Origin of the sequence: Cytobacillus sp. FSL M8-0252, assembly GCF_038007345.1 — a bacterium.
GTDB lineage: Bacteria > Bacillota > Bacilli > Bacillales > Cytobacillaceae > Cytobacillus > Cytobacillus kochii.
In genome coordinates, this window is record NZ_JBBOWZ010000001.1 from 1022685 (window position 1) to 1035198 (window position 12514).

General features: G+C 37.2%; 15 protein-coding genes. 13 read left to right on the top strand and 2 right to left on the bottom strand.

Features of this window, described 5'->3' with window-relative positions:
- The first annotated feature begins 139 nt into the window (after positions 1-139).
- From MKX83_RS05335 to MKX83_RS05380, 10 genes are all read left to right on the top strand, one after another.
- The gene (locus MKX83_RS05335; RefSeq protein ID WP_322909937.1) at positions 140-517 is read left to right on the top strand and encodes a GntR family transcriptional regulator; all 378 of its coding nucleotides are present in this window, start codon (positions 140-142) and stop codon (positions 515-517) included.
- Positions 517-1386 (top strand): ABC transporter ATP-binding protein, encoded by an 870-nt coding sequence (locus MKX83_RS05340; protein ID WP_340978101.1) that lies wholly within the window; start codon positions 517-519, stop codon positions 1384-1386. Before MKX83_RS05335 ends, MKX83_RS05340 begins: the two co-directional genes overlap by 1 nt.
- Positions 1379-1984 carry an ABC-2 transporter permease gene (locus tag MKX83_RS05345; RefSeq protein ID WP_095370378.1) on the top strand — a complete coding sequence of 202 codons (606 nt, stop codon included), beginning with the start codon at positions 1379-1381 and terminating at the stop codon, positions 1982-1984. The genes MKX83_RS05340 and MKX83_RS05345 overlap by 8 nt, the downstream gene beginning before the upstream one ends.
- Positions 1985-2006: 22 nt before the next feature.
- Positions 2007-2828: an SPL family radical SAM protein gene (locus tag MKX83_RS05350; protein ID WP_341054486.1), complete on the top strand. Its 822-nt coding sequence runs from the start codon at positions 2007-2009 to the stop codon at positions 2826-2828.
- A gap of 47 nt (positions 2829-2875) precedes the next feature.
- A complete protein-coding gene (locus MKX83_RS05355) occupies positions 2876-3466 on the top strand; it encodes an ankyrin repeat domain-containing protein (protein ID WP_307317235.1) in 591 nt (196 codons plus the stop codon).
- Between the two features lie 749 nt (positions 3467-4215).
- Positions 4216-4863, top strand: coding sequence for a cupin domain-containing protein (locus MKX83_RS05360; RefSeq protein WP_322909940.1), 648 nt, complete (start codon positions 4216-4218; stop codon positions 4861-4863).
- 144 nt (positions 4864-5007) lie between these two features.
- Complete coding sequence (locus tag MKX83_RS05365; protein WP_322909941.1) at positions 5008-6231, top strand: hypothetical protein; 1224 nt, start codon at positions 5008-5010, stop codon at positions 6229-6231.
- 388 nt (positions 6232-6619) lie between these two features.
- Positions 6620-6826 (top strand): hypothetical protein, encoded by a 207-nt coding sequence (locus MKX83_RS05370; RefSeq protein WP_095370375.1) that lies wholly within the window; start codon positions 6620-6622, stop codon positions 6824-6826.
- 8 nt (positions 6827-6834) lie between these two features.
- Positions 6835-8088, top strand: coding sequence for an acyl-CoA thioesterase/bile acid-CoA:amino acid N-acyltransferase family protein (locus tag MKX83_RS05375; RefSeq protein WP_341054494.1), 1254 nt, complete (start codon positions 6835-6837; stop codon positions 8086-8088).
- 151 nt (positions 8089-8239) lie between these two features.
- Positions 8240-8650: a hypothetical protein gene (locus MKX83_RS05380; RefSeq protein ID WP_341054497.1), complete on the top strand. Its 411-nt coding sequence runs from the start codon at positions 8240-8242 to the stop codon at positions 8648-8650.
- 102 nt (positions 8651-8752) lie between these two features.
- Here MKX83_RS05380 and MKX83_RS05385 read toward each other — a convergent pair whose 3' ends face one another.
- A complete protein-coding gene (locus tag MKX83_RS05385) occupies positions 8753-9568 on the bottom strand; it encodes an STAS domain-containing protein (protein ID WP_340978105.1) in 816 nt (271 codons plus the stop codon).
- 170 nt (positions 9569-9738) lie between these two features.
- Between MKX83_RS05385 and MKX83_RS05390 the strand changes: the two genes are divergently transcribed.
- Entirely contained in the window at positions 9739-10059 is a 321-nt protein-coding gene (locus tag MKX83_RS05390) for a hypothetical protein (protein ID WP_095370371.1), read from the top strand.
- On the top strand, positions 10046-10684 hold the full coding sequence (locus tag MKX83_RS05395) for an O-methyltransferase (protein WP_095370370.1): 639 nt from the start codon (positions 10046-10048) through the stop codon (positions 10682-10684). The genes MKX83_RS05390 and MKX83_RS05395 overlap by 14 nt, the downstream gene beginning before the upstream one ends.
- 61 nt (positions 10685-10745) lie before the next feature.
- Here MKX83_RS05395 and MKX83_RS05400 read toward each other — a convergent pair whose 3' ends face one another.
- On the bottom strand, positions 10746-11126 hold the full coding sequence (locus tag MKX83_RS05400; RefSeq protein ID WP_095370369.1) for a hypothetical protein: 381 nt from the start codon (positions 11124-11126) through the stop codon (positions 10746-10748).
- 251 nt (positions 11127-11377) lie between these two features.
- Between MKX83_RS05400 and MKX83_RS05405 the strand changes: the two genes are divergently transcribed.
- Positions 11378-11941 carry a DNA-3-methyladenine glycosylase I gene (locus MKX83_RS05405; RefSeq protein WP_341054500.1) on the top strand — a complete coding sequence of 188 codons (564 nt, stop codon included), beginning with the start codon at positions 11378-11380 and terminating at the stop codon, positions 11939-11941.
- The last annotated feature ends 573 nt before the right edge of the window (positions 11942-12514 follow it).

Here is a 12514-nt window from a genome sequence, read left to right on the forward strand (position 1 = left end):
TATTGTTGGAAGGAAAAGCGCTCTATTAAGTGGGAGATGCTTTTCTTTTTTTTGTATTTGTAAAAAGTATTGCATACCTTCATTTGTTTGTGTATATTGTATATAAAGTATATATACAATATGTTGGTGAGGATTAATGATGCAAATAATCATTTCTAATCAATCGAAAGAACCGATTTATGAACAAATTTGTGGGCAAGTGAAAACGCAAATACTGAAAGGCGAGCTTGGAGCAGGGCAGGCTTTGCCTTCTATGCGGCAGTTAGCGAAGGATCTTGGCATCAGTGTCATTACCACAAAGCGTGCTTATGAAGAGCTTGAAAAGAATGGCTTTATTTATTCTGTAGTTGGTAAAGGGTCATTCATATCCGAACAAAATAATGAAATGATGAAAGAACGAAAAATGAAGGTAATTGAAGAACAATTACTGTCTGCCGTGGAAAATAGTAAGGAAATAGGCATTCCACTTACTGAATTAATCGAATTACTTTCATTTCTATACAGGGAGGAAAATTAATGGAGAATGTAATTGAGTTAAAAGGTGTCCATAAATCATTCGGGAGTTTTCAATTAACAGACATGAACCTAACTGTGAAAAAAGGGTTTATTACTGGGTTTATCGGGGGAAATGGGGTAGGGAAATCCACAACAATCAATTTGATGATGAATTTACTGCAACCGGACAAAGGCGACGTGAAGGTATTTGGACTTGAATATAAACAATTTGAAAAAGAAATCAAACAACGGATTGGCTTTGTTTTTGATGAGAATGTCTACTATGAACATATTACTCTTGCTCAATTACGCAAACTTCTACGCCCTGCTTATCGTAATTGGGATGATGCATTGTTTGATGAGTATGTAAGAAAATTTGAGCTGCCTTTAAAGAAAAAAATTAAGACATTCTCCAAAGGCATGTTAATGAAGACTTCTTTAACAGTTGCTTTGTCGCATCATGCTGAACTGATTATCATGGATGAACCGACATCTGGCTTAGACCCAGTTTTTCGGCGAGAATTATTAGATATTTTACAAGAAATTATGGAAGATGGGACGAAGACGATCTTTTTCTCTACTCATATTACTTCGGATTTAGATAGAATAGCAGATTATATTACTTTCATTCATAATGGTGAGCATATTTTCACAAAAGAAGCTTTTCGCATTGAAGAAGATTACGCTATTGTTAAGGGTGGCATCGAGTTATTAGATCGCGATACGGAAAAAGAGTTCATTGGTATTCGCAAATCCTCATCAGGTTTTGAAGGATTAACAGCGAACAAAAGAAGAGTACATGACGTATTTGGTGATTTAGTCGTCACTGAAAAGCCAACAATTGAAGATTTAATGTTTTATACGAAAAAGGGAGAAGAGAGGCATGTTTAACTTGTTAAAAAAAGATTTTATCTTACAAAGGAACACGATGATTTTTTTGCTACCAATTTTTATTTTATTCTTAACCCAAAATTCTTCAAGCATATGGAATGCGCTCATTTTCAGTATTGCCTTGGCGATGAATGCATTTGCCATTGATGAAAAACCGGAGATTAACAAAATGCTCAATGCATTACCTTATACAAGAAAAGAAATCGTAAGCTCAAAATATTTTGGTACACTTATATACACCGCATTAGTCGTTCTGGTAGTATTTGTTTGGAATATTTCAATTCATGCGACGTTTACAAGCTGGAAAGAGGCATTACTTATTTTTGGTCTTGTAATGTTGGCTATTTCTTTCCTATTTCCGTTTTCTTATCAATTTAAGAGTCAATATTTATTAATTGGTACACTGGGGTTATTTGGGGTAACTATGGTAGTAGCGAGGGTTTTCGACTTGAATATGGCTGGGACTTTAATGTCTACTTTTGAGTATATGGTTTCATTAAATGGTAGTGAAATACTGCTCCTCGCTGTATTAGTGAGTTTCGTTTATTTGATTTCTTGGGCGGTCTCATTGACTATTTATAGTCGTAAAGTATTCTAACTCATAATGGGGTGTTGGGAAGATGACAAAAGAGTATCTTTATAAACAACCGAAGACGATTCTCAATAAAGGAACTGGCTATCTTTCAGGATACACACATACTCTGAATCCTTATACGGGCTGTACATTTGCCTGTGAATATTGTTATGTAAGACAAATGCCTGTTTCCCTTTTTCGAAAAGGAGAATGGGGTGAGTGGGTCGATGTAAAAAAGGAAGCTGCTCTGTTGTTAAACAAAGAATTGAACAGGGAAAAGAAGAAAGGAACCGTCACAATCTTCATGTCTTCGAGTACAGATCCTTATCAACCGGTGGAGTATAAGGAAGAAGTCACAAGGTCACTTTTAGAGGTATTTGTTAGCAACCCAGCAGATTTTCTCCTTATACAAACACGAAGCCCGCTTGTTACAAGGGATATTGATTTACTAAAGAAATTAGGAAACAGGGTTCGAGTCAGTATGACGATTGAGACCGATGATGAAGAAATACGTAAGCAGTTTGCAAACGAAGCACCGCCTATTCAGGCGAGAATGAATGCCTTAAAAAAACTAGCAGATGCCAATATCCCCACACAAGTAGCAGTTGCCCCCATACTGCCTAGCAGTGAGGAATTTCCCACAAAATTAAAAGAATATGTTGATCGTGTATGTATCGATGATTATTTTTTGGGTGATGGCAGTGGTGGAAAACGGACAAGTCGTTTAGGGATTGAAAAGAAGTATCACGCATTAGGATTAGAAAAATGGTATCAACCGTCTGTTATCACTTGCGTAGAGAAAAGATTAAAAAAAGTTTTCCCACCAGAACAAATCTATATCAGTCAAGCAGGATTTGCCCCCTCATAACTATAAACATATATAGAGGTACACTTTAAAGATGGAGGTTAGTTATTGTGAGTTTACAATTAATAAAGGCAGCTAGAGATGGAGACAAAGATCATTTATTAACATTGTTAAATATCGGGGCGAATATAAATGCACTAGATGACGAGGGGAATACAGCCGTTATGGCTGCGACCCAACAAAATCAAGTGGAAATTGTGCAAGTGTTAATAGCGCATGGTGCAGATATCAATATTCGAAATAAACGATTAGATAATGTGCTTTTATACGCAGGTGCTGAAGGACTCCTTGAAATTGTTCAATTAGCTATCCAAGCAGGGGCCGATACAACAATCACTAATCGCTACGGTGGCATTGCCATTATTCCGGCATGTGAACGGGGACATATTGAAGTTGTAAAGGAACTGCTCACACATTCTGATACGGATGTGAATCATATCAATAATTTGCACTGGACAGCATTACTCGAGGCCATCATTTTAAGTGATGGTGGGAAAACACATCAAGAAATTGTTCAATTACTTATTGATCATGGAGCAGATATTACGATTACAGACAAAGATGGGGTAACACCTTTGCAACATGCGAGGGATAGAGGGTATCGAGAGATGATTGAGATAATGGAAAAGGTAAAAAAGTAAGTTAGTTAATTACTCTCTTAAAATTGTAGATATACAATTAAACGATAAGCTGACTCCTCAAAAGGTGTCAGTTTTATTTATTTTTCCTTCGATTAGAAAGTACAAATAGTAATTAGACATGTTTTCTAGTAATGATATTTCTAAAGTCAAGGGGAATCATGATGAGGCGATCTTGGTCTTAGCTAATAGACAACCTTTTCAAAGAAGTCATCTGCATTTTTTGACCTCATCAATGGTTACTTTCACATGTGCAACCATCATTTATTCCCGAGTTAAGCTCTTTTTCATGATGGATAGAGGAAGAAACCACTGGGGTTTTTATTCATTAGGTCTTTAGAAAAGGCAGATGATCATTTTGCTCGATTGTTGAGCCATCATTTTCTAATATAGAGAAGATATACAATGATAGATAGGAAGAGTTGATTATCCATAGGCATCATCGTCCTTACCCTCTTTTCAAAGGTGATGAACAGACATATCCTTAATCCGGTTTTTGTTAGGGTATAGTTTTAGCTAACTGCCCCGCACGCTGTATTGACGACTGATAACGGAAAGTGGGATGTATTAAATGAAATGCTCCTTATAATAACCAATCTTTTTCACTGTCGTATGAGAAACTTCAAATTCCTTATGATACTTGATTCTAAAGAATTTTCATGGAATCAAATCACAGAATAAAAAGTATTCACCTCTTACAGCCCAGCCCATATACTAAAGCGAATGAGATTTAAGGAAGGCGAGTGAGTGGTATGGCTGTTTTATATATAGATTATCAATCACCTAATAACCAATATATGTATGACTTACGAAATAACCAACTTTTCAAAAGGGATAACCAAAACTATATTAATGCTTTAGGGAGGGATCAGCTAAACACGCTTGGGAATGTGTCAATGTTAGATATTTTTCTTAGTAAAGAGAAATATGTAGAACCTCATATTCATCAAAATGCTTCAGAACTGGTCTATTGTGTGAGAGGTTCTGCGGTCGTTTCTTTTATTAATCCCTTTACGAATGAGTTGAAAAATATACCAATTCAACCAGGGCAAGTAGCAAATGTCCCTCAAGGTTTTTGGCATTATGAGGTAGCGACCGAGGATAACACGCAATTATTAGCTATTTTTGATGCTCCTTATCCACAAGCTATATATGGCTCAGATATTTTGCGATTAACTCCAAGTAAAGTGATGTCTGCTAACTATTGTCTTGATCAGAATAAATGGGAAGAAGCGATTTCACCTATTACTAACACAGTAATCATTGGCCCATCGGCGGATTGTCAACGACAAACAACCCAACATCATTATCCCCATCAACACTATTACCAACCTAATTCTCAAACTCAACATACTCAACAAAAACAATTTCACCCTATTCAGTATCAACCATATGATTGAAGCTTTTAGAATTAGCTGCCTGCTGAGGCAGCTCTTTTATTTTGAATTGATATGACAAAGTATTAGCCTATAGGCAAGAATACAATCAAAAGGAAGTTGTACAAATAACATAATTATATAGATTAAAAAAAGGGAGGTTTCATCGTGTTAGTAAGTAGAGAGAAAAAGAAATATTGTCGTAAATGTAATAAAAGATATTACTCCCATTGTGATAACTGTAATATATGTTGTCCTGGTACAATCATTATCGGTATGACTGGTGTAACGGGTCCAACCGGTCCAGTTGGAATTGGAGTTACTGGTATGACTGGTGTAACGGGTCCAGCCGGTCCAGTTGGAGTTGGGGTTACTGGTATGACTGGTGTAACGGGTCCAACCGGTCCAGTTGGAGTTGGAGTTACCGGTTTAACTGGTCCAACAGGCCCCACTGGTCCGGCAGGAATAGGAGTAACCGGTCCAACTGGACCATCAGGAGGACCTCCAGGACCAACAGGAGTCACAGGTCCCACTGGTCCATTCGGTGGTCCTACCGGTCCTACTGGTCCCACCGGTCCAGCAGGAGGACCTCCGGGACCAACAGGAGCAACCGGCCCGATTGGTCCCACAGGACAAACGGGTCCAACCGGTCCGACAGGAATAGGAATTACAGGCCCCACAGGACCATCAGGCGGCCCTGCTGGTCCAACAGGAGTTACAGGTCCCACCGGCCCAGCGGGAGGTCCCACCGGTCCGACGGGTGCAACCGGTCCAGCGGGAGGCCCACCAGGTCCGACAGGAGCAACAGGTCCCATAGGTCCAACGGGCCCCACTGGTCCAACAGGAATAGGCATACAAGGTCCGACGGGTGCAACTGGTCCAAGTGGTGGAGGTGGTGGAAATTTCCTTCAAACATTAACAATGGGTAGCATCAATGCAGAATTACCATTTAACGCAGGTGGAGGGAACTTTCAGGCAGTCGGTGCATTAGTATTTAATCAAACAGAGCAAACGGTATCAGAACTTTCCTGCTACATTGTTCAAGATGGGAACGTAACAGGCGATTTTCAAATGGCTATCTTAAGTCCTGTGGGTAATAATAATGCAACCGTAATAGCGGTCACACCTTTTGTTACTACAATTACACCAGGAGTATTCAACTTACCACTCGTTTCACCAGTCACATTACTAGCAGAAGAACAATACTATTTAGCTGTATATAATCAAGTAAATGGATGTAATATTGGTGCTGAAACGGCAGGTTATGCGAGTACACAAGATGCACCATCAATTAATTTCAGAGCACAAAATTTGCAGGGGTTTTTTATTGGCCAAAACATTAATACAAGTGATGTAAGTCTGCAACTATCGCCATGGGTTGCAGCTCAATAAAGAAATGATGAATGGAACAATTATATGCTATGAATTCAAAGAACAAAGCTAAGATAGTCTTTGTTCTTTTCTTAATTACCATCTCACCTAAGGGTTGCAGCTCAACTTGGATATTTCCCTATAGAACTCTTTTTCTTAATAATAGAATAACCCCCACTATATAAGGCAAGCAATCCCTTATACTTCACACGGCATCGATACCAATTTAGCACTCAAAAGTTAGAGTTATTACATTATTTTCCATTATTAATTTAATAGAAGTAAAAAACTATGGTATATTTGTAAAAAAATACAAAAAAGTAAATTGTGATATATAATATAGTTATCTGAAAAACCTTCTAAAGAGAGAATGACAAAGGAAAGAAATACAAATGGAGGTGTATTTTTAATGGAGAATATCATACCCATTGCGATTATATTCCTTGTATTTGGTATTAGTTTATATATGGTATATTGGGGAATTTCGCAGCTTTATCGGTTGTTTTTTCAACCAAAAGTACAAGATCAGCAGAAATTGCTGACGGAGATAGCAGAGCTAAAAGAAATGGTCCGTTCAATTGAAAGAGAAATGAAGCAACAAAATATCGAAAAGTAGGTTAAGAGATGACTATTATTCATGAAAAAAACAATAGCTGGATTTCAATGATTGCTGAGCCACTCCATTTAAGCTTCTATCCCTTACAAAGTGGTAAGCGGTATAAAGTAGAGCTTATTAGGCATTCAGTAACGAAGAATAAGCTCATTAAAAGAATTTCTTATGCTCAATTTATTGCAGATGAACATGGAAAAATTGACTTAGCAACCGCAAAGCCATATGAAGGCACTTATACCGAAACGGACGCAATGGGTCTTTTTTGGTCGATGCAAATAGAAGAACAAACAGAAAATAAAGGCGAGCCGTACATAAGATTAAATCCTCATGAATATGAAATTGCTCTTTATAGAAATAATATTTGTTTAGATAAGAAAATAATAATGAAGAAATGGTATAAAGATGAAAAAGTGGATAGTATCCCAATCAATGGTGATGGCTTGATCGGGAGGTATTATTATCATCGGGATCATAAAGTAAGACCTTCCCTTATAGTCGTTTCAGGTTCTGAAGGGGGGACAAACGATTTTGCTGCAAGTGCATTAACTGCATATGGTTTTAACACATTGGCTTTAGCTTATTTTGGTGAAGAAGGGTTAAATGATAGATTGGTAGAGGTCCCTCTAGAACTCATTGAAAATGCAATTATTTGGTTGACAAATAGAAGGGATGCTCACCCGAACTGGATAGGAATCCATGGAACATCAAGAGGTGGTGAACTAGCTTTATGGTCGGCTGTCTTGTTTGATGAAATCACAGCAGCTGTCTCTCTTAATGGTTCAGCCGTTTCTTTTGCAGGCATTGTGCCATGGTCTGAAGAAAGAACGTTACCGCCTGCTTGGAATTTTCGCGGACAAGCCTTACCCTATGCCTCTAAAGAAAACCCTGTAGAGGTAGCATCTTACTGTAGGGCACGATGGATGAAAGGAGGGAATCCATTATCGTACTGGTACGATTGTTTGTATGAACTCAATAAAGCCATTATCCCTATTGAAGAAACCAAAAAGGAATTCTTATTGATATCTGGAAAAGAAGACGCTAATTTTCGTTCTTCTGTTTTTCATGATGTATGTACACATGAAAATATTCAAAAACATTTTTATGAAGCCGCAGGCCATGAAATTGGAATACCGTATTTACCGATTGTAGCCAATGGCTTTACCGGTGGTACAAAAGCACAAACAGCAAAAGCGAGCGTGCATTCATGGGAAGAAACAATCGATTTTCTTAGGAGAAGTTTCGCGAAAAAACTGGGAGATGAATGATCAATATGATTTGTCGGTTTGAGTTGGATTAGCTAGTGCCTAATGGGTTGGAATCCTTATGTATTTATTGTATTAGCAATATTATTTATTGAAATTCGATAAATATATTGCTAATATACAGTTATATATTTACCGAAAAGGAGTGCAATTCTTGCAGAACTTTTTCCGCATAAATGTCATTAGCATCTGTTTAGCTCTTATATTTTATCTTCCAATAACACTTATGGCAAACGTTTATCGATTTGCACGGTTATCAGGTTTTGAAACTGGAACAGTGAATATCATTATTATAAGTGCTATATTGATCGGCTTTATTGCTATCACAGTATGGCTTATTTTTCTTATTCTTCAATGGTTTGAAAAGAGAAAGATTCATTATTGGTCGCTACTCTTATGGCTTCCTTATCTAGTTGTTTTCTCTTATGCAAACAGCGTCTTGTTTCCTATTACCTATCCTGGAGACAGCCCTAATCCCTCTACAGGATTATTTATTCTTGCAGGCTTTTTTGTCTATCCAATATACATATTTTCTCTTAATTCTGTTGCTTGGATGAGGGACTAGAGTTAATCAATTGTTTTTGGGGAGTGAAATAATGTGTCAGAGATTTTTATACACATTTATAAAAGAAGGAGGTGGCCAAAGCTGGCCCCTTCTTTTTCTCATTTATTGGATTTCCTTTACAGCGAGGTGGAGACTAGAGTAGGTTTTTACTTTAAAACTAACGCCAAGTGAAACCATTGTCTGAGCGATTTCTGGGCGAATACCCGAGATTTTCGCTGAAATGCCGACTAATTGAAGTGCTTCAATTACATCGAATAATTGCTTGGCGACCATCGTGTCAATAATGGGTACGCCTGATAAATCAAAGATGATATGCTCTAATTCAAGATTAGAAGCAGACGTTATTGAGACATGCATCAGTTTTTGTGCACGATTTGTATCCATAATACCAATCAAAGGGATGACCCCGAGTTTTTCTGTAATTCTTACAATGGGAATTGAAAGTTCTTCGGCTGCAGTTTCTGCACTAAGGATTCGCTGATTAAACTGTTTCGAGTAAGACATACTCAGCCAATAAACAGCACGATCTACTACAGCATCAAATTTTGAAATGATATCGTAAAATACATCAATACTTAGAGCGAAATCATTGGCCGTTTTCTTGATGATTTCACCGATCAGTGATCGATAGTATCTTACTTCCTCAATTGCAGTTTCAAGATTCAAGTTAAGATTTGCCCATAAATTAACCGTTTCTTTTCCCCATTCTTGTAAGGTTTCAAACGTGTGCTCTTCGGATGTTGAGATAGATTGAGCATAAATATTTATTAACTTTTCTCGCCAAAGTTTGATATCCACTTGTGTTTTCTTTGTATAGGATTGATTAGCTGCTATATGTCGCTTTTCTGCTAATAAAGGTTTTTGAGTAATGATTCTTTCAGTTATTTGCTGTAAATGTTCTTCTATTTGTATTGTCAATAGTCACAGCCTCCAATTTATGTCACTTTTAATGGTAGCATGTGTGAGAGGGATGACTCAAGAAAAAGGCAAGTGAACATTCACTAGCTACTAACAGTCACCCATATAATCTAGATTGACTTAATTGTATACGTTTGTATACAATTGTAATGTACGAAGGAGGTGAGATAATGAAAGATAAACAAAGTGAATTCGAGGATCATCCTAGAGGTGAGCGAAGGGGCAAAAGAAACCGCCCGCATAAAGAGGGGGCTAAAACATTTCGTAGAGGACGAGCGCTCACTTTTTTAGAGAGCTTAAGGCTCAAGGAATCGATTTTGAAGAAACAATTAACATCACCAGAATTGCAGACCATTAACCCTATATTAGTGGGAGAGTTGAGAGCAATAGATATGATTATTGAAGAATACATCCATCATTTTCATTTGAACGAATTAGCGAGAGAGTCAGAACTGAATACGGATAAGGGGGATGAGCATGAAACAAATTAATCGATATATTGATAAGGTGTTTTATCAATACGATGAGCTCCTAGAGGAGGTACTTCAATCAATTAATGAAAATGGAATGAGAGCCATTTCTGTCTCTCCTTCTACCGGGAAGCTTTTAACATTGCTCGTATCAACATCAGGAGCAAAGAATGTTCTAGAAATTGGTGCGCTCGGTGGATACAGTGGCATTTGTTTAGCACGAGGATTTGGGAAGTCGGGAGAACTAACATCTTTAGAAATAGAAGAAAGCTATGCCGAACTAGCTTCAGGCAATTTAGCTAAAGCGGGGTTTAATGAGCAAGTATCTTATATCGTAGGTCCAGCTCTTACAAGTTTAGCAGTACTTGAAGAGGAACGGAGACAATTTGATTTCTTCTTTATTGATGCCGATAAAGAAAACTATGAAAATTATTTAATTGCTTGTATTAAGCTTGCAAAGGATGGTGCATTAATCGTCTGTGATAATGTACTTGCAAATGGAAGTGTAGCGGATGAAAGTAGTGAACCTAAACGTTATACAGAAAATATGAAGAGATTTAATCAAATAGTCGCTAGTCATCCTCAACTAGAGTCTACTTTAATTCCAATAGGAGATGGTTTAACCATTTCAAGGGTGAAAAGATAACCCATAGATAAAAGTGCTCACCAGCTTCTTACCTCGTAAGCCGGCGCGCACTTTTTGCTTATTAATCGTAAAAAATTAAATGAATATTACTACTGGTACGAGATTTAGCGAAAAATTCTGCTTCATTTCCTCCGTCAACAAATTTACCGATACTACGGAAAATCCCGCATTCTCCCCTTGCAATATTGCGATAGCCGACATAATCATTATAGCTTTCGGGATCGTACTCCCATAACTCTACTTTCACTTTTCCTTTTGGACCAACATAGTTATCACGGCAAATCATATAGTCGCCACCAGTAGAAGCATAAATTTCACTTTCTGCTCCGTTACTTGATAAACTCTGTTCACCTAAATAATCCCATCCACTACTAGCCGTAGCAGTAATAGGGATAAGACAAATAACTAATAATGCACATAGAGAAGCTTTTACTTTACTCATCGCCATTCCTCTTTTCTGTTCGAATTGTAAAATAATTTCCTGTTTATCCTATCAGTATTTTATGGTAAATATGCCGAATCGTATGTTATCATGCTTGCTTTATCGATTAGGATGAGCTCCCTAACCTTACGCCTCTTTTGATTGAGGGTATAAAGTTGGAATTATATTTTAGTAAAATAATCTTGTCTTTCTTATACATGCAATGACCATTAAACAATGTTATAGTCAAAGAAAAAAAGTGAGGCATATATATGTATAGATGTTCTTGGTCAAATAGCAATCAATTAATGCAGACTTATCATGATAAGGAATGGGGTATTCCTAGTAAAGATGATCGCTATTTGTTTGAAATGCTTTCATTGGAAGGTGCTCAGGCAGGTCTATCTTGGCAGATTGTTCTATCTAAAAGAGCTAACTACCATGAGGCGTTCCATAATTTTGATATTGAATATTGTGCAAGTTTAACAGACGCCGACCTATTAGCCATTAAAGAGAACCACGGTGTGATTAAGCATTTAGCCAAACTACAATCAGTTAGAAATAATGCTCGCGTTTTATTGGAAGTTCAAAAAACATACGGCAGCTTTGCAGCGTACATTTGGAGCTATGTAGATCATATACCTTATCAGAATGAGTGGAAATCCGAAGATCAAGTCCCTGCTCAAACGGAATTATCTAGCCAGATAAGTAAAGATTTAAAAAAGAAGGGATTTAAATTTGTAGGTCCTGTAACCATATATAGTTTTATGCAGGCTGTGGGAATGGTTAATGATCATGTGACTAATTGTATATGCTACGAACCAGTAGGAAAATAAAGGGATGGCGACTGTCATTCCTTTTCTCATTTATAACAATAAAAGTAAAGCTATTTAAGTGGTAACCTTAACGAAAATTTAAACCAATCAGCTCATTCTATATTTATTATTGCTACTGAATTAATCAGGAATAGGAGTTCAAAATTAGGCATGTAATTAGAAAATCCATCTTCTTGATAGTAGCAAAGAATAATCGTAAACAAGTTTGCTTGAACGAATAACAACAGATATATAAGAATATAAGATCCGTATTCATTCAAGCAACGAGGAAACTAAGATGTAATAAAACGTCTTTCATATGAAAAAAAGGTAGAGAAAGGACAAAACTACTTAAGAGTGAGTGTAAGATATTCTATTTTAATAGCTCTTCCAAGCACGTTCATATTTCTCGATTAAGGTTGGATGGATCAAGGTATTCACTTCCGGCTCAATAGGCATGCCTTTACTATCTATCATTTTCTCATCGATATCTTTTCCGAATGCAGTGAGTCCTTCTAATATCTCATTCGTAAAAACTTTGTCTCAACAGAAATATCGACATCTTCAAGTGAGATGGGCTTCCGCTTAGCTAGG

What these genes read in the sequence shown, in the direction of transcription:
- MKX83_RS05335 (WP_322909937.1), top strand. Translation starts at nt 140, where the DNA reads ATGCAAATAATCATTTCTAATCAATCGAAAGAACCGATTTATGAACAA.
- MKX83_RS05340 (WP_340978101.1), top strand. Translation starts at nt 517, where the DNA reads ATGGAGAATGTAATTGAGTTAAAAGGTGTCCATAAATCATTCGGGAGT.
- MKX83_RS05345 (WP_095370378.1), top strand. Translation starts at nt 1,379, where the DNA reads ATGTTTAACTTGTTAAAAAAAGATTTTATCTTACAAAGGAACACGATG.
- MKX83_RS05350 (WP_341054486.1), top strand. Translation starts at nt 2,007, where the DNA reads ATGACAAAAGAGTATCTTTATAAACAACCGAAGACGATTCTCAATAAA.
- MKX83_RS05360 (WP_322909940.1), top strand. Translation starts at nt 4,216, where the DNA reads ATGGCTGTTTTATATATAGATTATCAATCACCTAATAACCAATATATG.
- MKX83_RS05370 (WP_095370375.1), top strand. Translation starts at nt 6,620, where the DNA reads ATGGAGAATATCATACCCATTGCGATTATATTCCTTGTATTTGGTATT.
- MKX83_RS05375 (WP_341054494.1), top strand. Translation starts at nt 6,835, where the DNA reads ATGACTATTATTCATGAAAAAAACAATAGCTGGATTTCAATGATTGCT.
- MKX83_RS05390 (WP_095370371.1), top strand. Translation starts at nt 9,739, where the DNA reads ATGAAAGATAAACAAAGTGAATTCGAGGATCATCCTAGAGGTGAGCGA.
- MKX83_RS05395 (WP_095370370.1), top strand. Translation starts at nt 10,046, where the DNA reads ATGAAACAAATTAATCGATATATTGATAAGGTGTTTTATCAATACGAT.
- MKX83_RS05400 (WP_095370369.1), bottom strand. Translation starts at nt 11,126, where the DNA reads ATGAGTAAAGTAAAAGCTTCTCTATGTGCATTATTAGTTATTTGTCTT.
- MKX83_RS05405 (WP_341054500.1), top strand. Translation starts at nt 11,378, where the DNA reads ATGTATAGATGTTCTTGGTCAAATAGCAATCAATTAATGCAGACTTAT.